This is a genomic window from Geobacter hydrogenophilus (genome assembly GCF_018501225.1).
Taxonomy (GTDB): domain Bacteria; phylum Desulfobacterota; class Desulfuromonadia; order Geobacterales; family Geobacteraceae; genus Geobacter; species Geobacter hydrogenophilus.
The window spans coordinates 267,753-293,796 of the sequence record NZ_JAHCZI010000002.1 but is presented as its reverse complement, the minus strand read 5'-3'; the positions used below and the strand labels follow the sequence as shown (position 1 = coordinate 293,796).

The 26,044-nt window shown below is 52.5% G+C and carries 27 protein-coding genes; 22 read left to right on the top strand and 5 right to left on the bottom strand.

The window, feature by feature from the left end:
* Nucleotides 1-134: 134 nt before the first annotated feature.
* The 18 genes from KI811_RS04950 to KI811_RS04865 all read left to right on the top strand — a co-directional run bounded on the left by KI811_RS04950 (nucleotide 135) and on the right by KI811_RS04865 (nucleotide 17,545).
* On the top strand, nucleotides 135-929 hold the full coding sequence (locus tag KI811_RS04950; protein WP_246551374.1) for a 6-bladed beta-propeller: 795 nt from the start codon (nucleotides 135-137) through the stop codon (nucleotides 927-929).
* An 8-nt stretch (nucleotides 930-937) separates the two neighbouring features.
* Entirely contained in the window at nucleotides 938-1,702 is a 765-nt protein-coding gene (locus tag KI811_RS04945) for a cytochrome c3 family protein (RefSeq protein ID WP_214185381.1), read from the top strand.
* A 10-nt stretch (nucleotides 1,703-1,712) separates the two neighbouring features.
* Nucleotides 1,713-2,816, top strand: a complete 1,104-nt coding sequence (locus KI811_RS04940) for a cytochrome c3 family protein (protein ID WP_214185380.1) — start codon at nucleotides 1,713-1,715, stop codon at nucleotides 2,814-2,816.
* A gap of 19 nt (nucleotides 2,817-2,835) precedes the next feature.
* Complete coding sequence (locus tag KI811_RS04935; protein ID WP_214185379.1) at nucleotides 2,836-3,264, top strand: cytochrome C; 429 nt, start codon at nucleotides 2,836-2,838, stop codon at nucleotides 3,262-3,264.
* A gap of 101 nt (nucleotides 3,265-3,365) precedes the next feature.
* Nucleotides 3,366-4,574, top strand: coding sequence for a type II secretion system F family protein (locus tag KI811_RS04930; protein ID WP_214185378.1), 1,209 nt, complete (start codon nucleotides 3,366-3,368; stop codon nucleotides 4,572-4,574).
* A 53-nt stretch (nucleotides 4,575-4,627) separates the two neighbouring features.
* Nucleotides 4,628-6,349 carry a GspE/PulE family protein gene (locus KI811_RS04925; protein ID WP_214185552.1) on the top strand — a complete coding sequence of 574 codons (1,722 nt, stop codon included), beginning with the start codon at nucleotides 4,628-4,630 and terminating at the stop codon, nucleotides 6,347-6,349.
* Nucleotides 6,350-6,435: 86 nt separating this feature from the next.
* Nucleotides 6,436-7,311, top strand: coding sequence for a pilus assembly protein PilM (locus tag KI811_RS04920; RefSeq protein WP_246551372.1), 876 nt, complete (start codon nucleotides 6,436-6,438; stop codon nucleotides 7,309-7,311).
* On the top strand, nucleotides 7,311-7,850 hold the full coding sequence (locus KI811_RS04915) for a PilN domain-containing protein (RefSeq protein ID WP_214185376.1): 540 nt from the start codon (nucleotides 7,311-7,313) through the stop codon (nucleotides 7,848-7,850). Before KI811_RS04920 ends, KI811_RS04915 begins: the two co-directional genes overlap by 1 nt.
* Nucleotides 7,847-8,395: a type 4a pilus biogenesis protein PilO gene (gene pilO, locus KI811_RS04910; RefSeq protein WP_214185375.1), complete on the top strand. Its 549-nt coding sequence runs from the start codon at nucleotides 7,847-7,849 to the stop codon at nucleotides 8,393-8,395. Before KI811_RS04915 ends, pilO begins: the two co-directional genes overlap by 4 nt.
* Nucleotides 8,392-9,003, top strand: coding sequence for a type II secretion system protein PulP (locus tag KI811_RS04905; protein WP_214185374.1), 612 nt, complete (start codon nucleotides 8,392-8,394; stop codon nucleotides 9,001-9,003). Before pilO ends, KI811_RS04905 begins: the two co-directional genes overlap by 4 nt.
* A 28-nt stretch (nucleotides 9,004-9,031) precedes the next feature.
* Entirely contained in the window at nucleotides 9,032-11,620 is a 2,589-nt protein-coding gene (locus KI811_RS04900; protein WP_214185373.1) for a secretin and TonB N-terminal domain-containing protein, read from the top strand.
* A gap of 26 nt (nucleotides 11,621-11,646) precedes the next feature.
* Nucleotides 11,647-12,132 carry a type II secretion system protein gene (locus KI811_RS04895; protein ID WP_214185372.1) on the top strand — a complete coding sequence of 162 codons (486 nt, stop codon included), beginning with the start codon at nucleotides 11,647-11,649 and terminating at the stop codon, nucleotides 12,130-12,132.
* Between the two features lie 58 nt (nucleotides 12,133-12,190).
* The gene (locus tag KI811_RS04890; protein ID WP_246551369.1) at nucleotides 12,191-12,556 is read left to right on the top strand and encodes a type IV pilin protein; all 366 of its coding nucleotides are present in this window, start codon (nucleotides 12,191-12,193) and stop codon (nucleotides 12,554-12,556) included.
* Between the two features lie 51 nt (nucleotides 12,557-12,607).
* Nucleotides 12,608-13,279, top strand: a complete 672-nt coding sequence (gene ftsE, locus KI811_RS04885; RefSeq protein ID WP_214185370.1) for a cell division ATP-binding protein FtsE — start codon at nucleotides 12,608-12,610, stop codon at nucleotides 13,277-13,279.
* Complete coding sequence (gene ftsX / locus KI811_RS04880; protein WP_214185369.1) at nucleotides 13,266-14,216, top strand: permease-like cell division protein FtsX; 951 nt, start codon at nucleotides 13,266-13,268, stop codon at nucleotides 14,214-14,216. The genes ftsE and ftsX overlap by 14 nt, the downstream gene beginning before the upstream one ends.
* On the top strand, nucleotides 14,213-15,397 hold the full coding sequence (locus tag KI811_RS04875; protein WP_214185368.1) for a murein hydrolase activator EnvC family protein: 1,185 nt from the start codon (nucleotides 14,213-14,215) through the stop codon (nucleotides 15,395-15,397). The genes ftsX and KI811_RS04875 overlap by 4 nt, the downstream gene beginning before the upstream one ends.
* A 27-nt stretch (nucleotides 15,398-15,424) precedes the next feature.
* Nucleotides 15,425-16,756, top strand: a complete 1,332-nt coding sequence (locus tag KI811_RS04870; RefSeq protein ID WP_214185367.1) for a S41 family peptidase — start codon at nucleotides 15,425-15,427, stop codon at nucleotides 16,754-16,756.
* 150 nt (nucleotides 16,757-16,906) lie between these two features.
* Nucleotides 16,907-17,545 carry an AfsR/SARP family transcriptional regulator gene (locus KI811_RS04865; RefSeq protein WP_214185366.1) on the top strand — a complete coding sequence of 213 codons (639 nt, stop codon included), beginning with the start codon at nucleotides 16,907-16,909 and terminating at the stop codon, nucleotides 17,543-17,545.
* 748 nt (nucleotides 17,546-18,293) lie between these two features.
* Here KI811_RS04865 and KI811_RS18560 read toward each other — a convergent pair.
* Nucleotides 18,294-18,572 carry a hypothetical protein gene (locus KI811_RS18560; protein ID WP_246551368.1) on the bottom strand — a complete coding sequence of 93 codons (279 nt, stop codon included), beginning with the start codon at nucleotides 18,570-18,572 and terminating at the stop codon, nucleotides 18,294-18,296.
* Nucleotides 18,573-18,738: 166 nt separating this feature from the next.
* Here KI811_RS18560 and KI811_RS18555 point away from each other — a divergent pair, with 166 nt between their 5' ends.
* Both KI811_RS18555 and KI811_RS04855 read left to right on the top strand, forming a co-directional pair.
* On the top strand, nucleotides 18,739-19,446 hold the full coding sequence (locus KI811_RS18555) for a hypothetical protein (RefSeq protein WP_246551366.1): 708 nt from the start codon (nucleotides 18,739-18,741) through the stop codon (nucleotides 19,444-19,446).
* A 142-nt stretch (nucleotides 19,447-19,588) separates the two neighbouring features.
* Entirely contained in the window at nucleotides 19,589-20,548 is a 960-nt protein-coding gene (locus KI811_RS04855) for a divergent polysaccharide deacetylase family protein (protein ID WP_214185364.1), read from the top strand.
* A 10-nt stretch (nucleotides 20,549-20,558) separates the two neighbouring features.
* Here the strand turns inward: KI811_RS04855 and KI811_RS04850 are convergent, their stop codons facing one another.
* On the bottom strand, nucleotides 20,559-21,968 hold the full coding sequence (locus KI811_RS04850) for a ParA family protein (protein WP_214185363.1): 1,410 nt from the start codon (nucleotides 21,966-21,968) through the stop codon (nucleotides 20,559-20,561).
* Between the two features lie 95 nt (nucleotides 21,969-22,063).
* On the opposite strand from KI811_RS04850, the gene xseA reads away from it, so the two are divergent.
* Nucleotides 22,064-23,413 (top strand): exodeoxyribonuclease VII large subunit, encoded by a 1,350-nt coding sequence (gene xseA / locus KI811_RS04845; RefSeq protein ID WP_214185362.1) that lies wholly within the window; start codon nucleotides 22,064-22,066, stop codon nucleotides 23,411-23,413.
* A 107-nt stretch (nucleotides 23,414-23,520) separates the two neighbouring features.
* Complete coding sequence (locus KI811_RS04840; RefSeq protein ID WP_214185361.1) at nucleotides 23,521-23,838, top strand: TFIIB-type zinc ribbon-containing protein; 318 nt, start codon at nucleotides 23,521-23,523, stop codon at nucleotides 23,836-23,838.
* A gap of 95 nt (nucleotides 23,839-23,933) precedes the next feature.
* On the opposite strand, the gene KI811_RS18550 is transcribed toward KI811_RS04840, so the two are convergent.
* From KI811_RS18550 to purM, 3 genes are all read right to left on the bottom strand, one after another.
* Nucleotides 23,934-24,206, bottom strand: coding sequence for a cytochrome c7 (locus tag KI811_RS18550; RefSeq protein ID WP_246551364.1), 273 nt, complete (start codon nucleotides 24,204-24,206; stop codon nucleotides 23,934-23,936).
* 75 nt (nucleotides 24,207-24,281) lie between these two features.
* On the bottom strand, nucleotides 24,282-24,902 hold the full coding sequence (gene purN, locus KI811_RS04830; RefSeq protein WP_214185359.1) for a phosphoribosylglycinamide formyltransferase: 621 nt from the start codon (nucleotides 24,900-24,902) through the stop codon (nucleotides 24,282-24,284).
* A gap of 12 nt (nucleotides 24,903-24,914) precedes the next feature.
* Nucleotides 24,915-25,961, bottom strand: coding sequence for a phosphoribosylformylglycinamidine cyclo-ligase (gene purM / locus KI811_RS04825; protein WP_214185358.1), 1,047 nt, complete (start codon nucleotides 25,959-25,961; stop codon nucleotides 24,915-24,917).
* Nucleotides 25,962-26,044 lie beyond the last annotated feature (83 nt).

Genomic DNA, 26,044 nt, shown 5'->3' with positions numbered 1-26,044 from the left:
ATCTTGTCTGGCCTCCGCCTCCCAATCCGCCCCGAATCCGATTCCTCCGTGAAATAACCGGACCAGAACAGATTGTGCCGATTCAGAGTAAGGTTGGGCGCCTTTGGCAAATTGTTACTGGTGAAGAGCGGTTGATGATACCACTGATGACACCGTACGGATTAGCCAGCGACGGTGGCTCCCTCCTCTGTGTTGCGGATTCCTCGGCAAGGGTAGTACAGTGCTACGATTTGAACAATCGTGAGGTTTTCTACATCCGCCAAGCCGGGGACGAACCGCTCGCAAGCCCTGTTGGAGTGGCCTTTGACTCGAACGGCAATGTGCTGGTGTCTGATTCAATCAATGCCAGGGTATACGTATTTTCGCACCAGGGAGAGTACCTTCGTGAGTTTGGCAATGGAGAGACCACGTTCAATAGGCCGGCCGGGATTGCTGTTGCCGGTAACGGTGATGTGTATGTGGTTGATGTGTTGGCACATAAATTGAAAAAGTTTGACAAGGATGGACATTATCGTGGGGAGTTTCCCCGCGACGGGAGTGGCGAGCCACTCAGCTTGCCGTCCAACGTAGCGGTGGATAGGGAAGGAAACACCTACGTAACCGATTCCATGAACTTCACTATAAAAAAATATGATCGTGACGGAAATTTCCTTAAAAGTTTCGGCGAAGTCGGCGACGCTCCCGGTTCATTCGCGCGACCGCGGGGAGTGGCCGTAGACAGCGATCTTCATGTTTATGCTGTGGATGCCTCCTTCGATAATTTTCAGATATTTGACCAGGAAGGGAAACTTCTCCTTTTCGTGGGGAAGCCTGGTAACGGGCCGGGCGAATTCTATCTCCCGAGCGGATTATTCATTGACAAGCATGACCGGATCTTTGTTGCCGACACATATAACAAACGTATCCAGATATTTGAGTACCTGAGGTAAGGCACGCCATGATGGTGAGAATAGGCAGCTTTCTGTCAGTCTTTGTATTCGTAGCTATCGTTTTTTTTGACGTTGGGTTGGGTTTCTGTGCCCCAGGCCCCAAGTTCAAGGATGGGGGCAACAAGCATAACCTCTCGTTCAGTAATACCGGGGTGAACTATAAGGCTACGAGCGCCTCCGACCCGAGGGGCAACCAGATCTGCATTTTCTGCCACACCCCCCACAACGCAAAACCCCAGACGGTTCTCTGGAACCGCAATGATACCACTCAGGCTTTTGGCCATTACTCCTCTAACACCCTTGCTATCCATACCGATCCAACCGCTCGAACTTCAAGCGATTACAAGACTGAGCCCAATGGCTCATCGCGTCTTTGCCTCAGTTGCCACGACGGGGTCACTGCGCTGGGAGCTGTTTTAAACGGTGATGCTATCGAGGTTAATAATAACGTCAATACGGTTATGTCGGGTGCTCATGTTTTTGACCGGACCAAGATAACCAATTCCCATCATCCGGTTTCATTTGTCTATAACGCAACAGTCCGCGATCGGCTTAATGTCCTGGAGGGAGCGGGTACGTACAAGCTCCCCGCGAACGCAAAGGTTCGGCTTGACAAAGAGAAGAGAATGCAGTGCATAACCTGTCATGATCCACACCAGTCGCAGTTTAATGACCCTTCCACTCCCTTTTGGGTGATCGGCGGTACAAATGCGACCGATGCCCATGATACCGTCTGTCTGGACTGCCACACCTTTACTTCTCCCAATCTCTAAGGGTTTGACCATGATCCTGAAGCATATCGTTGCAGTTATGGGGCTCCTTTTGATATTCCCGCTTGTTCTGTTTGCTGCGCCATATCCCAGGGATGCAGTTCATCTTGACTCCAAACGAGTGGCTACCGGTTGCTCCACCTGTCATTTAAGCTTCAATTTCAAGTCGGGCGGCGGCCCCGAAACCTGTATTATTTGTCACGGAGAACCTTCCAGGTTGACGAAGGAATACAAGAACATGCCGAAAAATTTTGCCCCGTCCGGCAGCAACCGGAAGAACGTTGAGGCGGAGTTTGTAAAGCCCTATCGCCATCCGACGTTCGATGCCAGGGGGATTCATCGGAGCAAAGAGGTCCTTCCCGAGGCGGACTCCCGCATGCCTCGCCACGCCGAGTGCGTTGATTGTCACAATCCTCATTTCGTCACCACGGAAAACAAGTTTGCCGGGATCCGGGGTAAGCGGGTCGGCAACGTCATTTCATCCGTAAGCAAGGAATATGAGCTCTGTTACAAGTGTCACGCCGAGAGTGCCAACCTGCCCGGGAGGCAAGTAAACAAACGGATGGAGTTTGCACTGACCAATCCTTCCTTTCATCCCGTGGAGGGAGAGGGGAAGAATACCGCAGTCATCAGCCTTCTGAAGCCATATAAAGAAAAGAAGATTAATGCGGGTGATGTAGCTACAATCTCTTGCGGTGACTGTCATGGCAGCGAGAATCCTGAGTCCCCACGAGGGCCCCATGGTTCGCAGTATGAACATATCCTCGTGGACCATTACTCGACAAGCGACAAGCAGCCGGAAACACCCTATACCTATGCTCTCTGCTACCGTTGTCACGATCGTACGAGCATTCTCGGAAACGAGAGCTTCCGTTACCATGCCCTGCACATCCAAGGAAGAGGAGGTGGAAGCGGTGCCGACTCAGGAACTTCATGCTATACCTGTCATAGCTCCCACGGGAGTCCGGATAATAAATATCTGATTGCATTCAATAAATCTGTAGTGTCACCAAACTCGCAGGGGCAACTCAAGTTTGTAGAGAAGGGTATTTCAACATTCCGGGGCGAATGCTACCTTTCCTGTCATGGTGTCGATCACAATCCCAAGGTCTACTGACCCGCAGAGGTGCCAAGCGATGTCATTTGTTAAGCAGGGAATCGGGGTTTGCATTGCAGTGCTTGTTTTCTCAGGAGCAGGGATAGCCGCGCCGGAGGTTCCGGATAGTGCAGTGAACCCCCACAGCACTCCCGAGAGTTGTGGGATCTGCCATGTACTTTCCAAGGAAAAACTGGAAAGTTTTTTTGTTGCTAAAGCAACAAAAAGACAGCTCCTCACCAACCAGGTGGCTCTCTGCAGGCAGTGTCACGGCATGGAGTTCGGTCACGGCATCGGTATGAAACCGGTGATGAACCGAGAAGGTCTCCCTCTGGCTGAGGACGGGACCATTACCTGTGCCATCACCTGTCATTCAATGCACATAAAGAATCCCGCCAATCAAGAACAGGAGCGTTATCATCTTCGCCTTCCCCTGTCGACAATCTGTTTTTCATGTCACGAGAAGTGAGCAGTAACGGTCGATGTCCTAATTGCTTAAAATATGCTAAAATAGCGTATCTATTTGGTTTTTTAGTTCAAATTTTGACGCTGTTATGTTAAGAAAGACCTATGGCCCTCTACACATGCAAGCTTGGCTCCACTGAAGGCAGAATCATCGTCAAGGAGTTTGAAGCAGTAAACCCCGAGATGCTTCGCGTCAGCCTGGAGGAACAGGGTTTTTTTGTTTTTGAAGTAAAAAAAAAGCCGTTGCAGTTTTTGTGGGAAAGGGGCGGACGCAATAGGAGGGTGGACAACAAGACCCTTCTGACCTTGAACCAGGAACTGTTGGTTCTCATCAAGGCCGGTCTACCAATCATACAAGCACTGGATACCATTCTAGAGCGCTTTGATCGGGGGCAGCTCGCGGATATCCTCAAGGAAGTCCGCGAGAACGTCAAAGGAGGCATGGCTCTTTCCGATGCCTTGGAAAAGTATCCTAAGGCGTTTCCACATCTCTATGTTGCTTCCGTCAGGGCCGGCGAACGGACAGGAGACCTCCCCCTCACCATCAGGCGTTACATCGCTTTTCTGAAGAGGGTGGAGGAAGTGCGGAAAAAATTCGTTTCAGCCCTTGTTTATCCATCGATTCTTGTTACTGTGGCAACCATTGCAATTGCTTTCCTGCTGGTGTACGTGGTCCCGACCTTCAGTCAGGTTTATGCTGATGCCGGTTCGCAATTGCCTCTTCCCACGCGGATTTTAATCTCGTTTTCCTCTGCACTCAAACACTACATACTCCTTGTACTTGCATTGATCGCCGGTGTTGTCATGGGCCTGCGTCGTTGGTCCGCAACCGAACGGGGACGCTTCTGGTTTGACGATCTCAGGATACGACTCCCCTTTATCGGCGAGGTTTTTTCGAAGTTTGCCGTCGCCTCCTTTACCCGGACGCTCGCAACAGTCATCGGCAGCGGTATTCCCATCGTTGAGTCACTGAAGATGTCGGTCGGCACGCTTAATAATGTGGTTCTCGAAAGAAGGCTTCTCCAGGCGGTCGTTAAGGTGGAGGAGGGGATGAGCCTCTCCAATGCCATTGAGTCGGTAAAATTCATGCCACCTCTGGCGCTCCGCATGCTCGGTGTAGGCGAGACAACCGGATCACTGGAGGAGATGTTGAGCGACATCTCGGAATATTTTGAAAGTGATATCGATGCACGGCTTCATCTCCTTACCACTGCCATCGAGCCCGCCATAATGATTGTCATGGGGCTGGTGGTCGGCGTCATCATCATTACCATGTATCTTCCGGTATTCAAGATCGCTGGGACAGTTGGTTAACCAAAGGTCGGAGACTAATTGCGGGCACAAGGCCTGATCGGATACAAACCATGATGAAGCATGTCTTTAAAAGGAAAAACATCGGCGAAATTCTTATTGAGCGCGGGATATTGAGAACCGATGATCTCCCCTTCGTCGTCGAAAGACTGAAGGTAACCACAAAGCGTTTCGGGGAGATATGCGTCGAAGAAGGCTTCATTACCGAGGAGTCCCTGGCGGAAGCACTGGCGGAGCAATTCGGCTTGGAGTACGTCGATGCCAGGGGATTGCGGCCCAATGAGGCAATTCTCAATGCGCTTCCTCCCGATGCCATTTACCGGTTCCGTTTTGTTCCCTTGGAGGAGCAGGGCAACAGCCTTGTCATCCTCATCTCTGATCCCACCGATGTCATAAAGCTCGACGAGCTTGAACTCCTCCTCGATCGGCCTCTTATCATTAAATTGGCCACCGAATCGGCGATTTCCGCCATCCTGAAAAAAGGAGAGGCCACGAGCCGGGTCCTCAAGGAAGTTTCCGAGGACTTCATGCTCCAACTCGTACGGGAGAACGAGACAGGTGAGGAGATCCTCTCCATGGAGAAGATCTCCGCCGATACGAGCCCCATCATCAAGCTGGTCAACTCTACAGTCATGGATGCCCTGACACGAAGGGCAAGCGATATCCATATCGAAACGGCGCTGGAAGGGGTCGTCATCAAATACCGGATCGATGGGGTTCTCTACCGGGCAACGGAGACCCTCGACGTCCATTTCCAGGCACCGATCATCTCACGCCTCAAGGTCATGAGTGAGCTCGACATTTCAGAGCGGCGCATTCCCCAGGATGGACGTTTCAAGGTCCGGATTGCCGACAAGGCCATCGACTTCCGCGTTTCAATCATGCCGAGCGCCTTCGGAGAAGACGCTGTTATCCGTATCCTCGACAAGGAGAGCATCGCCTCCGATCTCAAGGGGCTGACCCTCGAAACCCTTGGCATGAACCCGCGGGAGATGAAAAGACTGCGGAAGAAGGTCCGCGAGCCCTACGGGATGGTGCTGGTGACCGGACCAACCGGGTCAGGCAAGACCACGACTCTGTATGCTGCTCTTACCGAGATTCATACCGGCGAGGAGAAGATCATCACAATCGAGGATCCGGTTGAATATGCCTTGCGGGGCATTGTCCAGATTCCGGTCAACGAGAAGAAGGGGCTTACCTTTGCCCGGGGATTGCGTTCAATTCTTCGGCACGATCCTGACAAGATCATGGTGGGGGAGATCCGCGACCCTGAAACTGCCCAGATCGCCGTGCAATCCGCACTGACGGGGCACCTGGTATTCACCACGGTACACGCCAATAACGTGTTTGACGTTCTCGGTCGTTTTATTCACATGGGTATCGACCCCTACAACTTTGTTTCCTGCCTGAACTGCGTCATGGCTCAGCGATTGGTACGCAAGCTCTGCTCCCACTGCAAGTTGCCGACTGTGCATCCTGATTCGGTTCTCGTTGAATCAGGACTTGACCCGGAGCAGTGTCGCGGCGTAACCTTTTTCGATGCACGCGGGTGCGACGAGTGTAACGGCACTGGTTATCGCGGCCGCTCCGCCATAATTGAGCTGCTTGATCTCAACGACCACATCCGTGAACTGATCATGTCTAAGACGCCGGCTGCCCAACTCAAGGTGGCCGCCCGGGAAGCGGGGACGGTTTTTCTTCGCGAGTCGGCTGTGGAAAAGGTCTTGGCCGGAGAAACGTCTCTGCGGGAAATCAATCGTGTCACCTTTGTTGAATAGCGCTTGGTCTACTTTATCGATGAAAGGCTTTCATGTTTTTTTCCCGTAATGCAGTGGGGATGGAGATAACCCATCACGGGGTCAGGATGGCAGCGATAGGCGGAAAGAAGAACCGGCCGAAACTGCTCGCCTGTGAAACCGCCCAGTTCCCGGCCGGAACCATTAGACTCGTTCATCGCGAGCCGAACGTTGCGGAGCCGGCTCTTTTCGTCAGGGAGGTGAAAGAGGCGTACCTGAAGCTTCTGCACCGTACCGGCCTTGTCTCGGTGTCACTGCCCGACGCCTGTGGGCGGGTGGCCATTCTTGATCTTGAGACTCGCTTCAAGAGCCGTGACGAGGGATCCGACATTATCCGGTGGAAGCTCAAAAAGAGTCTTCCTTTCGACGTAAACGAAATGCATCTTGATTATCAGATTCTGCGAGAAAAAGAGAACGGCGAGATATCGGTTCTTGTAGCAATCATTGCACGGCAAGTGATCAGCCAGTACGAAGAACTGCTGGCCGAAGCGGGAATTCAACCGGCTCACATCGATTTCACCTCATTTAACCTCTATCGGCTCTTTTCTCCGCGGATAGCCATGAGCGAAAGTTCCCTGTTTGCTGCATGCCATGATAATGTGTTGAGTATACTTATATTTCATCACGATGTGCTTGAGTTCTACCGGGCAAAGGAACTGCCGGGCTCCGATCTTGATATGAACCGTATTTTCATGGAAACCAATAATTCGCTTCTTTTTTATCGGGACAAGAATCCTGGGCGGGAGTTTCGCGAAGCTTTCTGTCTGGCGCCCCCCGGGGATGGTGAGTTGTTCAGGACAGTCATTACCGAAGCGTGCGGACTGGAGCCCTTCATGCTTTCACCGGATACGTTTATTGACAATCCGGCCTCTTCCGTGGTGGGCGGTGGGGTGCCATTGGCTTCCTTGGCAGCTGCCGTTGGTGCTGCAACGAGGAATCTCTGATGGATCTGAAGATCAATCTTTCGACTCGCTATTTTATTGATACGCGAAAACTGAATGCTGCTTTGGCCGCTGCTGTCGCTATGCTGGTGCTGGTCATGTTCTTCTTCGTCAAAGGGGTCGCCACGAACGCCGGTCAGGCAAAGCAACTTGAAGGTGAACTGGCGAAGCTTCAGGAACGTTTTGCGACATCAGCCAAGGGAGTGACGGAGCAGGAGTATCAGGGGATCATAAAGAAAATTTCAGTCACCAATGGAATCCTCAAGAAAAGAGGGTTTAATTGGCTCCTTCTGCTAGATCAGTTGGAGTCTGTAGTGCCCGATGGCGTTACTCTTTCATCCATAGAGCCGAAACTCAAAGAGGGGACCCTGACGCTCGCTGGAACCGCGAAGGAGTTTCGCAATTTGAGGACCTTTGTGGAAAATCTCGAAGGAGTCCCCCGGTTTACCGACGTGTTTCTCCAGAGCCAGACGGAAGTCAAGGAGGGAACTGATCAGAGGGGTGTGGGATTCACCGTTACGTGCAAGGTGGATTTCCAATGACCAGAAACCAGCTTTTGGAGGTCCTTAAGGCCAAACGGATGCCAATTGCCGTGATCCTCGTTCTCATTCTGACGAATATGGGGATCGTGATTTACTCCCAGTTGGTTCAGGAGCCGAAACTCGTCAAGCTCCAGGATGAATGGACTGAGAAGCGTCGTCTCGTGACGGGTGGCGGCGGGGACCTGGCGGCGATTTATCGCCAAGGGACAGCCGACCTTGCAGCATTTCAGGAGCGCATACCTCTGAAGCGGGATTTTACCCGGCAGATGATGGAAGTTTTTGAAATAGCTGCCAACAATGGGTTGAAGGTCAAGGGAATCACCTATAAACCCGAGGCCCAGAAGGAGGCGAATCTGGTCGTCTATGGCGTGACAATGAGTCTCGATGGTCAATACGCCGGCATAAAGAGTTTCATTTCCGATCTTCAGTGTCACGGAGGGCTTTTGACGATAGACTCGATTTCCCTCTCAAACACCAGCATGACCGAGGAGGCGGTTTCCCTCAAGATGCAACTTTCAGCCTATCTGCGTCCGGAGGGGAAATGAACCGTCAGAGGCTCATTCTTTCCATTCTCCTGGTGGTGTTCGTGGTCGCCGCCATCGTGAGCTACATCAGAATGCCGCGCCAGCAGACGGTATCGAAGGTGCCCCCCCCCCCGGCGAAGGTCAGCCGTTCCCCAAAGCCTACCGGAGCGGTTGCAACCGACGATAGGAAGCTCAGGCTTGATCTTCTTGAATGTACTTCGAACCGGTTTGCCGGTTTTCGACGAAATATATTCCGTCCCATTTTCCGTGGCGAAACGAAGCAATCGCGTCCGTTGCCAATGATGTTACCGAAGGCCGTTCCGCCGCCTCCGCCTGCAGCTCCGGTGGCGCTGCCGCCTCCGATGCCGGTCGCTCCGCAACCGCCGCAGGTGGTGCGGGACATGGCAAAATTCACCTTCCTGGGGTTTCTCAAGAAGGACAACCACAAAACCATCTTTCTTGCCCGTGACAAGGAGATTATCCTTGTACGTCAGGGCGACAAAATTGCCGGGAACTACGAAGCGACAACCATCACCGATGAGGCGCTGTCAATCCGCTCTCTTACCGACGGAAGCGAGATGGTGATTCCTCTTGTCGAGAACCGGCCTCTCGCCGGCCAGATACGATGAACGTCCGATGGTTTAAGGAGCCGCATACATGAGGATCATTTTCAAGATAATAGCGTTCTTGTCCTTTTTTGCTTTCCTGTCAGGGTGCGGGGCCGGACTGACTGCATTCAGTAAGGGAGAGCGCCTTGAGCGGGAAGGAAAGCTAGACGAGGCTGTCATCAAGTATTCCGAGGCGGTCGCATCCAATCCGGAGATGAACGAATACCGCATGAGGCTCCTCAAGACCAGCGAGGAAGCTGCGCTTCGACATCTGAGCAAGGGAGATGAGTTCATTGCCCTTAAGAATTACGATGCGGCGCTCGTCGAGTATCAGGCAGCAGTTGCCCTCGATCCGTCGCTTCAACGGGCGAAACAGGAGAGCGATAAGCTCGTTCGCCAGAAAAATTCGAGAACCTATTTCAAAGAAGGACAGGATTTTGAGCGGGGTAATAAGCCAAGGGAAGCGCTCCAGGCCTATCGCAAGGCCCTTGACCTCGACGGGCAAAACAAAGAGGCAAAGGAAGCCCTTGAGCGTCTGCTGAGCACAAAAAAAACCCGACTGGAAGGGTATGAGTTGAATCTGAAGTCCACAAAGCCAATTACCCTGAAATTCAAAGACGCGAACCTGAAAGACGTCTTCTACATAGTTACCCAACTTTCCGGAATCAACTTTATCTTTGACGACACTATAAAGGATCAAAAAGTAACTATTTATCTGGAGAATGCAAATTTCCAGCAAGCCCTCGACCTGTTGACCAACATGAACAAGCTCGGTAAGAAAGTGCTGAACGAGAGCACCATTCTCATCTTTCCAAAAACTCCCGAGAAATCAAAGCAATATGAAGATCTGGTCGTCAAGACGTTTTTCCTGAACACCCTCGATGCCAAGAAGGCGGTGAACCTTCTCCGGACGATGCTTCAGGTTCGCAAGGTTTACGTCAATGAAGAGTTGAACGCTATTGTTGTGCGTGATACGTCTGAACTGGTTGATGTGGCGGGCAAGATCCTCGAAGCCAATGATGTTCCCGATGCCGAGGTGCTTCTGGACGTTGAGGTCATCGAGGTGTCGAAACGGAACATTGAGAACTTTGGCCTCGCCCTGAGTAAATATGCCGTGTCCCTGAATACCCAGACGCCGGGCGGGGGATTCTTGAATGATACGTTCTCAAGGTCATCGGTGAGTTCAAGCACAGGGACAACGATACAGGGAACGGCTGGGAGTGAGTTGTTGCAGACGTTCTCGTGGAACGGTTACAGCGGATTTTTGACGGTCCCCAGTGCCTCGTACAGTTTTGGCAAGAGCATTACCAACGCGGAGGTGCTTGCCAACCCGAAAATCAGAGTCAAGAATCGGGAAAAGTCCAAGTTCACCGTTGGTACCCGAGTGCCGATTACGACCACGTCAACAACCGGTACAACCGGCGGCTTCAGCGTAAACGTCCAATACGTGGATGTCGGCGTCAAGTTGAACGCTGAACCGACCATCATGCTCAATAACGAGGTCTCTATCAAGCTTGGACTTGAGGTCAGTTCGATTGTCGATAAGCAGACAGTGGGCGGAACGGATTCTGCGACAACGGTCGTAACCATCGGAACCCGTAACCTTGATACGGTCTTGAATCTCAAGGATGGGGAAACGAGTGTCATTGGTGGGCTGATTGAAGACAACAAGCAGAAGGGAAAACAGAAAATCTTTTTACTGGGCGACATCCCCATCATTGGTCCGCTTCTATCCAGTAACTCTAATGATAACCAGAAGCGTGAGCTGATTCTCGCGATTACACCGCGTCTGGTTCGCTCTGTCACCGTTCCCGAACCGGATCTTGTTTCCTTCTGGTCCGGCAAAGAGGACGATCCTTCGGTTGTCAAGCCATTCGCTTCATTTGAGCTTGAGCCGGAGTTTGCCATCGGCCAACCCAAAACCGTCAAGCAGCCGGCAGCATCGCCTGCACCTGTTCCTGCTTCTGGTCCTGCACCTAGCCGAGGAGTTGCACCTCAACAACCCATTCCCGGTAGTCTGGCACCCACGCCAGCCCCCCAGGCAACGGCTTCCCCGGAAATCAAAGAATCGGCGCCGCCGGCTCCGGGTCAGCAGTCTGCCCCGCCGTCCGCAGTGCAATCTCAGGCGGTTGCGCCCCTTCCCGTAGTACCGGTTTCTCCTGCGGCGCCTGCTGCGGCAGTGGCAGCAGCGTCAGCTGTTCCTGTTGCTGCAGCACCTGCGCCAGCCGCGCGCGGAAGCCTTAATATATCCGCACCGGCAGCTGTGAATCTTGGCTCCCAGTTCAAGGTCGAAATCAGGGTTTCCGATGTCAAGGGTCTCCTTAAGGCGCCCTTTATACTTCTCTACGACCCAATTTTCATAGATTATGTGGGAGCAGTCGAAGGGACGTTCCTGAATCGGGATGGCAAGCCGACCAGCTTCAGCGCCCAGGCTGACAAGGCGAAGGGAAGGGTGACAATTACATTGGCACGAACCGGTGCCGAAGGCATCGATGGTGCCGGTTCGCTCCTCACGGCGACCTTTACTGCCAAGAACAAGGGGCCGGCCAGCCTTGGGCTACAGAGCGTGAACTTCACCGACCAGGCAAACAAGCCGATTGAAGTCGTACCCTACAATACCGTTGTTGAAGTTAAGTGAGCGTGAAGTTTATCGGTGTTTCGACAGTGAGGTATATACGAAACCGTAAGGGCCTGAGCTTTATTGAGCTCATAATGACCGTTACCATTCTCGGTATACTGGCGACGGTGGTGGTTCCCTTTACCCAGATGACCGTCAAGCGGAACAAGGAGCTTGAACTGCGCAGATCGCTCAGGGAGATCCGCACTGCCATAGACGAGTACAAAAAAGCCTATGACGACGCCCACAAGGGGAAACAGATCCTGAATGAAACAGGATATCCCGAAACCCTGGAGGTCCTGGTTACGGGTACCGATTTCGGCGGCGAAGCGAAGTCGACCAAAAAAAAGTTTCTCCGGAGGATTCCCGTAGATCCCTTCAACCGTCCCGCGTCGGGTGAAAAGCCCGAATGGGGTCTGCGTTCCTACAAGGACGAGCCCGATAGCACGACGTGGGACAATTCAGACGTGTATGACGTCTATTCCCTGAGCGAGGGTACGGCCATCGACGGGACAAAATACAAGGACTGGTAACGTGCCGAGCTTCCGAAAATTGCTAACAAAATGCAAAGGCTTTACGCTTGTGGAGCTGATGATTGTTGTGACCATCATCGGCATCCTGGCCACCATTGCTGTGCCGAGCTACAAGTGGAGTCTCATCAAGGCGAGAGAGGCAGTATTGCGGGAGAACCTTTACAGCATCCGAAGCAGCATAGACCAATTTTACGCCGACCAGGGGAAGTATCCTGATTCGCTCCAGGATCTAGTCGACAAGAAGTATATCCACGGCTTACCAACGGATCCCTTTACCAGGAAAGCTGACAGCTGGGAAACTATCGCTCCCCCGGAACCGACTGCCGAAGCGGCGTCCGGAAAAGTGGACACCGGCAACGTCTACGATGTACATAGTGGTTCTGATCTGGTGGGAACTGACGGAAAACCGTACAAAGAATGGTAGCGTGTTGCGGGGTAATGCCGCCACGGAGCAGTGACGAGGAAAGAGGATACAATGATTCAGTTTCACAATGTTTTCCTGTCGTATCAGAGCGACGCGGCAGCATTGAACGACGTTTCCCTCAAGGTCCCCAAAGGGGACTTTGTTTTTGTTACAGGACCTTCCGGGGCAGGAAAATCGACCCTGCTGAAACTGGTCTATGGGGCGCTTATCCCCTCGCGTGGGCAGGTCCTCATCGATGGGCAGAACATCACCCGACTCACTAGGGCACAGATTCCGCTCCTGCGTCGAACCATCGGCGTTGTATTCCAGGATTTCAAGCTCCTCCCCAACCGGACGGTTCTTGAAAACGTGGCCATCACCCTTGAGGTGCTCGGCTGGAGTAAGCGCGATATCGGCAAAAAAGTCTACCATGTTCTGAAACAAATGGGGATAGAGCACAAGATCAACGCCACCCCCCTAAGGCTTTCCGGAGGAGAGCAGCAACGGGTCGCATTGGCCCGGGCACTGGTGAATGAGCCGAAGATTCTCCTTGCAGACGAACCGACCGGCAATCTGGACGACGAGAACAAGGAACAGATTCTGTCCATATTCCGGGAAGCGAACATCAAGGGTACCACGGTGGTGGTGGCGACCCATGATCGCCGAGTGATCGAGAACAGCCATAGGCGCGTTATCGTGCTGGATAGGGGCCGCGTTGCGGAGGATACCGATGTCCCGAAATAAGCCGTCTATTCGTCCCACCATGTCCGGAGACGGGGTAGGGGGGAGGATCCGCTACTTCTTTGCCCGGGCACTCCTCAATATTCGTCAGAACGTTCTGGTGAACGTCCTCGCCATCGGTACCATAACCCTGGCGCTTCTTATCGTTTCGCTTTTCCTCCTCATTTTCGTGAATCTGGAGTCTACGGCCGATGAGTGGAGTGGGAAGATTCAGGTGACTGCGTATTTCAACACTGAGCCAACTCCCCAGGAACTTTCTACTATCATGACGAGGGTGAAGGCCATCGACGGGACTGATAAGGTCGGGTACGTCAGCAAACAGGAAGCCATGAAGCGTTTTCGCGGACGTCTGAAGGGCCAGGAAACCCTCCTTGAAGGGGTTCCGGCGGACGTGCTTCCTTCTTCCATCGAGATAACTCTGAAGCGTAATAGTCGCGAAGATACAGCCATGGAGGCTTATGTTGGCCGGCTCAAAAAGGTTCCCGGCATAGCGGAGGTCCAGTATGGCGAAGAATGGGTCAGGCGCTTCAATACGTTCATGAACTTCCTTCGCTTTGTGGGAGCGCTCCTTGGAGGATTTCTCCTGATGGCAGTGCTCTTTATTGTGTCAAACACCATAAAATTGACAATCTACGCCAGAAAAGAGGAGATCGAGGTGATGGAGCTTGTGGGGGCCTCCCGATTTTTCATAAAGGCCCCTTTCCTCATTGAGGGAATCATCCAGGGCGCTGCCGGAGCAGTCCTGTCACTTCTCATCCTTGTGGCTGCTTTTTTCGGTTTTCTCCACAGCGCCACGAATTTCGTTAACTTCTCCTCGTCGGTATCGGGGCTTTCATTCCTTCCGCCATTGTACATTGCCGGAATTCTTGCCGGAGGAGTGGTCCTCGGTTTCCTTGGCAGCCTCACTTCTCTGAAACGATTCATCAATAACCCGCAATGAGATGGCTACATCCCATAACCGCTTTGCTGGTGGTGCTCCTTGCGGCGGCTGCAGCCGATGCCGATGTGCGTGACCAGCTGCAGGGGGTCAAGAAAGAAATCAAGGAGAAGAAGCAACTTCTGAAAAAGACCACAAAGGTGGAGCAGCAGGTGTCAGGCGAATTGCAAGCCATTGACCGGAACCTCAAGCAAAAGGAAGCTCAGTTTGCTTCCCTTGCCAGGGAACTCCAGGGCGTGGAGCGAACCATCTCGAAGACCGAGACGGAAATTAATACCGTAAGGAATGAAGTTGAGCAAAAAAAACATGAGATTGAGCGCCGACTTGTTGCCGTCTATAAAGCCGGGGAGATCGGTAATGTAAGGGTTTTCTACTCCTCTGAGTCGTTCCCCCAGATGGTAGAAAACCTGCGGTATATGAGATCGGTCATTGAAAACGACCGAAAACTCTTTGCCGACTACAACAAGAAAATTGAGGAGCTTTCAAAGCTTAAAGTGGTACTCGAAAACGATGCCAACCGTAAGGAACGTCTCAAGGTCGGCATCGAGCAGAAAAAGCAGGAGATCACGGGCGAAAAAAACAAGAAGGCGGCCTATCTCGTTAAGGTACGGCAAGACAAGCAGGCCCATCTGGCGTCCTTGCGTGAGCTCCAGGTCAACGCCGGAAGGCTTCAGGCAATGGTGCGAAAGCTTGAAGCCATGAGTAGAAAAAGCTATACTTCAGCTGCTCGTAAACCATCGGCAAAGGGGATGTCACCGGTAATGCCTCCCATTGCTGACAAGGGTTTCGGCGCTCAGCGGGGGAGATTGTCACTGCCTGTTAGTGGCAAAATTGTGAGCGGATTCGGGCGCCATAAACATCCGGAATTCAATTCCTACACCGTAAGTAACGGTGTTTCCATAGCAGCCCCCTCTGGTGCCGATATCAAGGCTGTCTACGAAGGCAAAGTCATTTTTGCAAACTACTTTAAAGGTTACGGTAATATGGTGATTGTTGATCATGGCGGAGGATTTTTCAGTCTTTACGCCCATGCTTCGCGAATCGCCAAACGGGTGGGAGCTGAGGTGGCGAGAAACGAGACAATCGCCAGTGTCGGGGATGTCGATTCCCCGCGGGGTGATATGCTCTATTTCGAGATCCGTTATCAGGGACGGCCGGTCGATCCGGCGTCATGGTGCAGGTAGACTGAACTAATCATCGCGGGAGGCATGATGTTTGGAACCAGGAAAGGTAGAAAAATTGTGCTGTTGGCGGTAGTGCTCTTTGCGATGCTTGCGGGAGGAGCCTTTGTCGCCCAGAAACACTGTGCGGCAGAGGGCGGAAACGATTATGAATCCATCGAATTATTTACCGATGTCCTCGCCATCGTAAAAAAGAGTTACGTTGAAGAGGTCGATACCAAGAAACTCATCTATGGGGCCATCAACGGCATGCTGTCATCTTTAGATCCCCATAGCTCCTTTATGCCTCCTGATATGTACAAGGAAATGAAGATAGACACCAAGGGATCCTTTGGGGGGCTCGGCATAGAGATAACCATCAAGGATGGTATCCTGACGGTTATCTCGCCAATTGAGGACACCCCAGCTTTCCGCGCCGGAATCAAGGCTGGTGATCAGATTCTCAAGATTGATGACCGCTTCACCAAGGACATGACCATTATGGATGCCGTAAAGCGGATGCGCGGCGCAAAGGGGACCAAGGTCATCCTGACCATTGTGCGGGAAGGATTTGACAAGCCGAAGGACTTCACCCTTGTACGTGACATCATCCAGGTTAAGAGTGTCCGTTTCTCGAGTCTCGAGAATGGGTATGGTTACGTCAGAATAGCCCAGTTTCAGGAGAAGACGGATGATGATCTGGTGAAGGCTCTCGCGACGCTGAAGGAGGAAAATGGCGGGTCCTTGAAGGGGCTTGTCCTTGACCTTCGCAACGATCCCGGCGGGCTTCTGGACCAGGCGGTCAAGGTCGCAGACCATTTTGTCGAGCAAGGACTTATTGTCTATACAGAAGGTCGAGAGAAGGATTCACGGATGCAGTTCAACGCCCACAAGGGAGGAACGGAACCGGCCTATCCGATGGTTGTGCTAATCAACGGTGGCAGTGCGAGTGCTTCCGAGATTGTTGCCGGTGCCTTGCAGGACCACAAGCGGGCAGTCGTTATGGGGACGCAGAGTTTTGGCAAGGGTTCGGTGCAGACAATCATTCCGCTTTCTGATGATTCGGGACTGCGTCTTACTACAGCACGTTACTACACGCCGAATGGGCGATCGATCCAGGCAAAGGGAATAACCCCTGACATCATTGTGGAACGTGCCGAAATTCAACCAACTGAGAAAAAGGATGGCCATATCCGGGAAAAGGATCTGGAAAACCACTTTGAATCCGGAGAGAAGGTGGAGGGGGAAGACAAGAAAACGGATAAAGGCAAGTCTCCCGCCGCCAGGAGTGATGATCAGTTGAAAGGGGATTACCAAGTGTTGCGCGCGCTTGATCTCCTGAAAGGATGGGAAATCCTTAAGACGATGAATAGGGCCAATTAGGTCAATTGGCGGGGCAGAAGTAAAAAAAAGAGGGGAGCCTATCCCCTCTTTTTTTATGCATCTGTTTTTGAAGGGAGCATTTCTTGACTCATTTCTCCTTTTGTAGTACAAAACGAGAAATCGTTTGTAATTTAATTATGGTTAATAAAAATGAACCCACGGCCTTCATGTGCAATAGTTGATAAAGGATTTGCCAACCCTGAGCAAATTTCCATTAAAACCTTTGGTGGACTGGGACTTTCTTATCTCAATTTCCCTATGACCATTTTATGGGAAAGCCAGAAGGCGAGAATACTCTTCTGCTATTTGCTCATTTCCTACGACCAGTGGCTTCACAGAGACAAACTCATTGACATGTTGTGGCCAGGCTGCGATCCGGTCTCCGGCGCAAAGAATTTCAAAACCACCTTGAGCAGACTCCGCAAGTCATTTATGGGCCCGCGCAGCATTAATCCCATTATGACTCTTGGTGAAGCCATCCGTCTCGATTTCAATATCTTCTCCCTTGATTCGAGCCAGTTCAAAGGATACGCTCAGACCGGAATCAAGATGCTGGCTCGTGGCGATATCTCCGGAGCCAGGAGATATCTCGAAGCTGCTCAGGATGAATATTCCGGGGAGTTCCTTCCCGAAGAGCCCTTCGATCATCATATCTGTGCGGAGCGAGCGGAACTTGAAAGGCTCCACGAATCAGTCCTTACTTCCCTTCAAAAGGTTTACCAACTCGAAGGCAACAACGACGCCGTTGAAGCAATTTCCTTCCTCAAAGCCGTTCACACAACCAGCTGATCTGTAGTGTTACCACTTGCTGCCAGGCTAAACCTTCATGTGCATAAATGCATCTTCTGAGGGACCATATTCTTTTGGCATTGTATGTGCTAAACCCTCAATCGTGAGATTGTTTTTCGTGGTGAATCTCGGCCCAGAAGGCTCTGCCACTCAGGTCATTCCTAGTTGCGTCGCTGCAATTGCGTCAATTAGCGGGATTGTTTTCTGAAACGGCCATTTTTGAGGCAATAAACGTAGTAATCAGCAGACAGCAAGCAAGGTGATGAATGCCATCGTAATCACACCTCTGGCATGGTATCCCGGATTTCTGCTGAAAGATTCTGTTTTACGGAGGAAAGTGAATGAAAGTCAAAAGCCTTTCCCTTTTACTGTTGGGTGCACAACTAATCATTTCTCCAATGACTTATGAGGCCGCCGCATCCTGCACTGGTCTCAGCCTGGTGGATATGGGCAACGGAGGATACAAGGTTGTTGCTCTCGGTCTCATCAATGTTGGCGCTATTGATTTTACTCTCACTTACGACAAGGCATCATTGTCGAGCCCCAAGGTGGTCAGTGGTGATTTAGCCACCTGGCTGGTTTTCGTGCCGAACATTGTAGAAACGTCTGGAACGGTACAGGTAGCCATGGTCAATGAGCCGCCTGTCTCCGGTTCAGGCACGGTGGCAACCGTTACATTTTCCCCCCTCGGCAAGTCGTGGGGAAAGCCGGCGCTCACCTGCCAGTTAACCGGTCTTGACGCATCGAATCAACCGATCGATAGTCCCTTGACGAGTGAAACCAGAGAAGATAATTCCTCAGGCACAGGAGATTCCACAAACACAGGCTCCACAAACACAGGCTCCACAAGCACAGGATCCTCAAGCACAGGATCCTCAAGCACAGGCTCCACAAGCACAGGCTCCACAAGCACAGGCTCCACAAGCACAGGATCCACAAGCACAGGATCCTCAAGCACAGGATCCTCAAGCACAGGATCCTCAAGCACAGGATCCTCAAGCACAGGATCCTCAAGCACAGGACCCACGAACACAGACTCCACAGGCACAAAAAATTATCCGGATAAAGGAGATTCCTCTGACAAGGGAGGTTCCTCGGATAAGGGAGGTTCCTCGGATAAGCAAGAATCCAAGATACCGTTTATAGCACAAGGTACTATCATTTTGGGTTCACCTGAGGGGGCACAGTCACCCTTGGAACCGACAGCGCCCAGCGCACAAGAGTCGACGTTAGGCGAGCAACCCACGCAGTGGCAATCATCCCCCGATGCCGATGAACGGGAAATCAAAGAGTATCAACATCCGGCAGCACCAGTTTCTCCCCCTTCAGCGTCTGTTCCGTCGTCACAGGGACAAAAATACGTGGTTTTCAGAGGAGTACTTGAACGGTTTAAAGCTTATTCGGGTGTTAAAGCACCAAAATCTCTTCTAGCGTTGTTTGATGAACCCGTGGCCACATCAATCAAGCAGGATCCTCCGATTTGTATTGCCGACGGAAAAACGATGATAAAAGTCCAAATTGAACTACCGGATAGCGGCAATGATGCACCAAACTTTGCCTTAAGAGGAGCCGGTCTCAAGTCGTTGAAGAAGTTGGGAGATAATCGTTGGCTGATAGAAGCCATCCCTGAAGCCGGAAGGTTTGAGGCTACGCTTACCATCGTTATGGGGGAAAAGATAGTAGACTATCCTTTTACCGTCGCACCCAAGGCGGATATCAATCTCGACAGAAACGGTGTGACAGATGAAGCAGATTTTTTACTTTTTCTCTCCAAGGTAGGAACCGATAAGGCACCGGCATATGACTTCAATGGCGATGGGAAGCGTGATTACGTGGATGACTACATATATACCGCCAATTATCTAGTAGAACGCGAAGGCAATAAAAATAAGAAGAAGTAAGAAGTTTTCCGTATCACTATGCAGACAAAGCCCGCCCATTCCACGGCGGGCTTTGTCTTTTGTACAGTTCAAAGTCCGTTGCCCATAACTATTGTGCTGTGTTATACACGTTATAGTTAGCATATAACCTTCAGGATTATCTGTGGCAAAATCTCGAAATGATAAAATACGGGTAAATAGAAAAAAGGGTGGCCGAAGTTTGCGTCCGATCCTTATTTTCATTGTTCTCGCCACTCTTGCCGTGGCGTCTGTGTTCCTTATTGACGGCCTGATTAAAGACAAGCGGCCCGCGACAAAACCGGATCTCCCGAAAGTCATGGAACGGCATAAGCTCCCGCCACGTGACTACAAGGAAAAGGCCCCGGTTATTCATGAGGACTATACGGCAACAGTTGTGCCACCACCGTCAGAGCGACATGCGCGCCCACGTCCTGCTGCTTCCGGGAGTCTCGCAATCATTATTGATGACATGGGAAAGGGAACGCAGGAGGCCCGTTCACTTATTGATATCGGCGTTCCTGTGACGTTTTCCATTATTCCGGGGCTTCCAAAGGCGCGCCAGGTGGCTCAAGAGGCGCAACGGCGGGGAATAGAGGTGATGATCCATCTGCCCATGGAGCCAAAGGGGTATCCTGAACGCCGTCTTGAGGAGAACGGACTTCTTCTCAGCCAGGGAAACGAAGAGATTTCCGCCCGTATGAATGGTTATTTCCGAGAAGTCCCCCAGGCGGTTGGCGCCAACAACCACATGGGCTCGGCATTCACCGAAAACAGGGAGAAGATGGCGGTGGTACTGGGGATTCTGAAGGAGAAGGGGCTGTTTTTTGTGGACAGCAAAACCTCGGCAATATCGGCGGGAGAGTCGATGGCGCGTGAACTGGGCGTAAGAACCGCCTCCAGGGCCGTCTTCCTCGACAATATCCAGGATGTTGGATATATCTCGAAGCAACTCAGGCAGGCAGCGGCCATAGCCCGCAAGAGGGGAAGTGCCATTGCCATTTGCCACCCCCATCCTGCCACTATCCAAGCCTTATCCTTAGGATTGCCAAAACTGCGGGATGAGGGTATCACCTTTGTCCTCGCCTCATCGCTCGTACACTGACACATTTCCGTCAGTTAGGATGCAGGACCTGCTGGGCAATCCTCTGTCTGAGGCGCGTGAATCCCCGGTAGCTTTCTTCCTGGAGGATCGCTTCCGGCTTTTCCTGGTGAACAGGGTGAACGAGCAGAAAAGCGTCGGGTGAGGCCTCCAGACGGTTGCCAAAGGTTTCCGAAAGCAATGAAAACAGCCTGCTTTTCTCCCTGCTCAGCATCCCCCCCTCAAATTCCCGCAGAGGATAGGCCTTTCTCAGAAGATGCACCCCATCGAGGCCGAAACGGTGGAAATCGACTGTTGTGCCGCTGCCATTGGTCACCGGTCTGAAGACGAACGCCGATTCCCGGGCTGCATCACGCATGATCTGAAGGGTGGGATCGTCATCCGCCAGATTAATGTCCAGGTTGTAGACGTTCGTCATGAGAAGACGGAAGAAACACTCTTCTTCGAAAAAACCGGCGGCACTGCCGTCGGAGACCTCAAAGTAAAAAGACACCCTGTCGCTATCTTTGCCGGAGACGGAGCGTCCGCAAAGAAGACACTCCGACTTGATCCCCGAGAGTCTGGCAAAGAAGGACTCTTTCTTTCTCTCTTCCTCGCTCTGGAGCCACTGGTGGAAGAGAAAGGCGCGCGGTTCGGCGGTGGCCCTGAATTCCTTGATAATTGTTTGGGCAAGCTGGGCGAACTGGCCGTGGACTTCCGTCCACTTGGCATGGGTGAGGATCGGGTAGATCTTTCCGTCCGGGTTTGTATTGAGGCTCTCCACCTTGGGGCTCTTGGAGATGTAGGTTTCGAAACAACGATAGCCTCGGTTGATGGCATAGGCCTTCAGGAGGGTCTTTTGGTCGGCGAAGGGGCCATCGAACTTGATTCGCTCGTCGACGAGGCAGGGGATGAGCGAAAGGCTCTTGCGATCGAGGCCACGCTGCTCGAACAGTGCGAAAATGTTGCGACAGTTCTCAAGGCTTGGCATGTCCTTGACGGGTATAATGGCCCGGTCGGCGGCAAAGAGAGCATTCTGTGTCAGGATGTCCAGATCGGGCCGGGTATCGATGACAACTATGCCGGGGATTCTTGAGAGAGCCAGAAGCCGCGCCAGCATCATCGGCGTTTTGACGGTCCCCTTGAGGTCTGAAAGGTTCGACGATGAGGGGATGTAGCCGACGCCGTATTGACCGGTGTGAATCAGATCCCTCCCCGACGTTTCAAGGAGGAAGTCGGCCACGGTGCCGGTCGTGCGTTGTCCCCTGATTTCGAACATCCGGTCGACGGTAAAATGGTTGTCGAAGGAGAAGATGGAAACCGGCAGGTTTTCATCGAGAGCTTTCAGGTAGATGGCTAGATTGGTTGCGAGGGTGGTCTTGCCGACGCCCCCCTTTTCCGAGGAGACGGTAATGACGTATGGATAACTCTGCATGGTGACCATACTACACTGAGGGGACAGCGACGGTCAACCGCTTTGACTCGCCGCGAACCCTATGCTAGAACCTCTGCAACTGGCAGTATTTACGAGGAGATTTTGTGGAGCTCTTTCCTGAAAAACGGATTTTAACCGTATCCCAACTCACCTCCCTCATCAGGGGAGTACTTGAAGAGAATTTCGAGCACGTTTGGGTGGAGGGTGAGGTTTCAAACCTTGCAATGCCTGCTTCCGGGCACCTGTATTTTACGCTCAAGGATGCCGGCGCCCAGATTCGCTGCGTCATGTTCCGTGCGTCAGCCCGAGCCCTGAAATTTCGCCCCAGGGACGGGATGGGATTGATCGTCAGGGGGCGGATTACGGTTTACGAACAACGGGGCGACTATCAGTTTCTCGTTGAATATCTGGAGCCGCGGGGGGTCGGAGCGCTGCAGCTTGCGTTCATTCAGCTAAAGGGAAAATTGGCCAAGGAGGGACTCTTCGCCGAGGAACACAAGAGGCCGATCCCGTCCCTGCCGCAGCGGATCGGAGTGGTGACTTCGGCAACCGGGGCGGCGATTCACGATATTCTCAACGTCCTGAACCGACGATTTGCCAACGTGGAGGTTCTCATCAGACCCGTCAAAGTCCAGGGTGAAGGAGCGGCTGACGAGATTGCCCAAGCGATCACCGACTTCAACCGTTACGGTGCCGTTGATGTCATGATCGTGGGGAGGGGAGGGGGATCGTTGGAGGATCTGTGGGCCTTCAACGAGGAGAAGGTCGCTCGGGCGATCCACCGCTCCCGGATACCAATCATAACTGCCGTAGGCCACGAAATCGATTTTACCATTGCAGACTTTGTTGCTGACCTTCGGGCACCGACTCCATCGGCAGCGGCAGAACTGGTCGTCAAGAGCAAGGAGGAGTTGGCGTCGAAAGTCGAGTTCCTCCGTCACCGGCTTATACAGACAATGCGGCGCCTCTTGGCTGAGACTGGGGGGGAATTGGAAGGATTGGGCCGTGCCCTCCGCGACCCTACCGTGCTGTTAGGGCACCTGTCACAACGCCTGGATGACCTTTCCATACGACTTGAACGCGCCATCGTGGTAACCGTCAAAGATCATGTGAGGACGCTGGAAACGCTTGGGAATCATTTGAGGCTCAGAAATCCGTCCCTTGGTGTGGAGCGCGCACGGGAACGGGTTATTGCCTTGGGCGACAAAAGTGAAATAGCCCTGCTGCGTCATCTCGACCGCTTCCGTGAGGCTGCGGCTGTGCATTCGGCACGGCTCGAAGCACTTTCACCCCTTGGCACCCTGGCGCGCGGGTATAGTGTGGCCCTCAAACTGCCAGAACGGACTACGGTCAAGACGTTCAGGCAACTAGCCCCAAATGACAGACTCGAACTCCTTTTCCATCAAGGACGAGTCTGGTGCCGTGTGGATGCACTAGAAGAGGATGTGCCCTGAAAAACTGAATGAAATCGTGCGCGCCATCAGGACAAATCTGGGGAAAATGGTCCAAATCTGCTATACTTTCTCTTAGAAAAACCGCTCAGATTCGGGAGGTGCTTGCTATGAAAAACATCTGGAAGGAACGCGAAAAGGCCCTCGAAAATCAGTACATCTACAAGCAGGAACAAGAAAAAATCGAGAAAATGCAGAAGGAAGAGCGCGAACGACTGGTACGTGAACTGTGCCGGAACCGTTGTCCCAAGTGCGGAGACGAGATTGAAGCAATGACCTTCCGAGGGGTTCCGCTTGATCGTTGTCCAGGTTGCGGTGGGGTCTGGCTTGGGCCAAACGATCTCAGGATTCTTGCTTCGAAAGATCACCGTAGCTGGTTCGAGAAATGGTTCAAGGAAGAGAATGAGGCATCCGAGAAGGTGGCATAAGACAGTCCACTTTATCCAGTGGTCATTAAAGCAAAAAAAGGCCGGACCATTATCAGGTCCGGCCTTTTGCTTACCGCGCCACCGAATAATGACGCTTATTTCCTGTGGCAGAGGGCGCACCGCGTTGGCCCCGTTCCCCTGACTTCATGGCATCCCTTGCAGGTTTTGTGGGCATAGTCTTTGCCGAAATTAGCTATTTTACCAGGTGTTTTGTCGTGACAGTTCTTGCACTCCCTGAGAAGTTCGATATGGCGTCTGTGGTTAAAGGTAATGTTTCCGTTTTTGGAAGGGAATATCATCGTGTCCGCAGCCTTGACGACTGGAACATTAATCAACAAAACAATCAGCAGGGGAGCGATCCTTTTCATGACGAAAGTCCTTTAGCTGGGTATCATGAATTCCTGCGTTACGCCGGATACTGCGGATGAACGTTCAAATCACGTTCACGGAGCCGGTGCGACGATTACCTTCCTGCCCTCCACGGTGAGGCGGTCTTTGGCAAAAAGATGGATTGCGTCGGGATAGATGCGGTGCTCTTCTTTCTGGATGCGGGCCGAGAGAGTTTCCTCCGTGTCATTGTCGAGAACCGGTACAACAGCTTGAATGATTATCGGTCCTGTATCGGTTCCCTCGTCAACGAAATGCACCGTGCACCCTGATACTTTGACGCCATACTGCAAGGCCTGCTGTTGGGCATGGAGCCCGGGGAATGCCGGAAGCAGTGCCGGATGGATATTCAAGACTGCATGGGGAAATGCTCCGAGCAGTATCGGAGTCACGATTCGCATGAAACCGGCCAACACTACGAGGCGTACACCGTGGGAGCGGAGCAGTTCTGCCAGGGCAGCATCATACGATTCACGGCCAGCGTGGGCACGATGGTCAAGGAAATGGGTGGGGATACCGTGGCGTTTCGCACGTTCCAAGGCATTGGCATCGGCCTTGTTGCTGATGACACAGGCAATTCGGGCTGGGAGGGTTCCGTCCTCGATCCGGTCAATGATGGCCTGGAGGTTGGAGCCGTTTCCTGAAACAAGAACGCCGATAGTAAGGAGATCAGTCATGGGAATAACCGTTTAGATCAACTCCACCGACTCGTTGCCGGCCTCGCACTTGGCCACCTCTCCGATGACGAAAGCCTTCTCCTGAAGGCCGGAAAGACGTATGAGGATTTCGTCCACATCGTTCTCTGGAACCGCAAGCACCATGCCGATGCCGCAGTTGAAGGTCCGATACATTTCGGACCACTCCATGTTTCCGCCGTTCTGCAAAATACGGAAAATTTCGGGCATGGTCCAACTGTCGCGTCTGATGACCGCTTTGCATCCCTTGGGAAGGATGCGGGGAATGTTTTCCAGGAGTCCCCCACCCGTGATATGGGCGATGCCATTTACCCGGAAGTCCCGGAGAAGATTGAGGACAGACTTTACATAAATCCGGGTCGGGGTGAGCAATTCGTCGGCAACGCTCCGGTCGTATCCGGGAAGCGTGTCGTTGATACCGAGACCTAGGGTGTCAAAAATGATCTTGCGGGCGAGGGAATAGCCGTTGCTGTGGAGACCGCTCGAGGCGAGGCCGATGAGGGTATTACCGACAGTAATGGACGATCCGTCAATGATCTTGTCCCGCTCCACAACGCCAACGGTGAAGCCTGCCAGATCATACTCGCCTTCCTGGTAGAAACCGGGCATCTCGGCCGTCTCGCCACCAATGAGAGCGCATCCCGCCTGGATGCACCCTTCGGAAATTCCTTTGACGACCGCAGCGCCGCGCTCGGGCGAGAGGCTGCCGGTGGCAAAGTAGTCGAGGAAGAAGAGCGGTTCGGCACCCTGGACGACAATGTCGTTAACGCACATGGCCACGAGGTCGATCCCGACGGTGTCGTGGCGGTCCGCCATCATGGCTATCTTAAGCTTCGTTCCGACTCCGTCGGTGCCGGAAACCAGCACGGGGTTCTTGTATTTGTTGGTGTTGAGCGAGAAGAGGCCCCCGAAGCCGCCGATATCGGAGATGACCTCCGGTCTCGACGTGGCCCGAACAAAAGGTTTGATCATTTTAACAAACGTATTGCCGGCATCGATGTCGACGCCGGCATCTTTATAGGTAATTCCTTTGGCGCTCAAGATGTTTCCTCCCGTGAAATGACGAAGAAATTTACCCCATGAACCACCAAAAGTCAAACCCTATCTGGCGGGCGTCAATGCCC

Coding starts and splice junctions, on each gene's coding strand:
- KI811_RS04950 (WP_246551374.1), top strand. CDS start 135: ATGATACCACTGATGACACCGTACGGATTAGCCAGCGACGGTGGCTCC.
- KI811_RS04945 (WP_214185381.1), top strand. CDS start 938: ATGATGGTGAGAATAGGCAGCTTTCTGTCAGTCTTTGTATTCGTAGCT.
- KI811_RS04940 (WP_214185380.1), top strand. CDS start 1,713: ATGATCCTGAAGCATATCGTTGCAGTTATGGGGCTCCTTTTGATATTC.
- KI811_RS04935 (WP_214185379.1), top strand. CDS start 2,836: ATGTCATTTGTTAAGCAGGGAATCGGGGTTTGCATTGCAGTGCTTGTT.
- KI811_RS04930 (WP_214185378.1), top strand. CDS start 3,366: ATGGCCCTCTACACATGCAAGCTTGGCTCCACTGAAGGCAGAATCATC.
- KI811_RS04925 (WP_214185552.1), top strand. CDS start 4,628: ATGAAGCATGTCTTTAAAAGGAAAAACATCGGCGAAATTCTTATTGAG.
- KI811_RS04920 (WP_246551372.1), top strand. CDS start 6,436: ATGGCAGCGATAGGCGGAAAGAAGAACCGGCCGAAACTGCTCGCCTGT.
- KI811_RS04915 (WP_214185376.1), top strand. CDS start 7,311: ATGGATCTGAAGATCAATCTTTCGACTCGCTATTTTATTGATACGCGA.
- pilO (WP_214185375.1), top strand. CDS start 7,847: ATGACCAGAAACCAGCTTTTGGAGGTCCTTAAGGCCAAACGGATGCCA.
- KI811_RS04905 (WP_214185374.1), top strand. CDS start 8,392: ATGAACCGTCAGAGGCTCATTCTTTCCATTCTCCTGGTGGTGTTCGTG.
- KI811_RS04900 (WP_214185373.1), top strand. CDS start 9,032: ATGAGGATCATTTTCAAGATAATAGCGTTCTTGTCCTTTTTTGCTTTC.
- KI811_RS04890 (WP_246551369.1), top strand. CDS start 12,191: ATGATTGTTGTGACCATCATCGGCATCCTGGCCACCATTGCTGTGCCG.
- ftsE (WP_214185370.1), top strand. CDS start 12,608: ATGATTCAGTTTCACAATGTTTTCCTGTCGTATCAGAGCGACGCGGCA.
- ftsX (WP_214185369.1), top strand. CDS start 13,266: ATGTCCCGAAATAAGCCGTCTATTCGTCCCACCATGTCCGGAGACGGG.
- KI811_RS04875 (WP_214185368.1), top strand. CDS start 14,213: ATGAGATGGCTACATCCCATAACCGCTTTGCTGGTGGTGCTCCTTGCG.
- KI811_RS04870 (WP_214185367.1), top strand. CDS start 15,425: ATGTTTGGAACCAGGAAAGGTAGAAAAATTGTGCTGTTGGCGGTAGTG.
- KI811_RS04865 (WP_214185366.1), top strand. CDS start 16,907: ATGAACCCACGGCCTTCATGTGCAATAGTTGATAAAGGATTTGCCAAC.
- KI811_RS04850 (WP_214185363.1), bottom strand. CDS start 21,968: ATGGTCACCATGCAGAGTTATCCATACGTCATTACCGTCTCCTCGGAA.
- KI811_RS04840 (WP_214185361.1), top strand. CDS start 23,521: ATGAAAAACATCTGGAAGGAACGCGAAAAGGCCCTCGAAAATCAGTAC.
- KI811_RS18550 (WP_246551364.1), bottom strand. CDS start 24,206: ATGAAAAGGATCGCTCCCCTGCTGATTGTTTTGTTGATTAATGTTCCA.
- purN (WP_214185359.1), bottom strand. CDS start 24,902: ATGACTGATCTCCTTACTATCGGCGTTCTTGTTTCAGGAAACGGCTCC.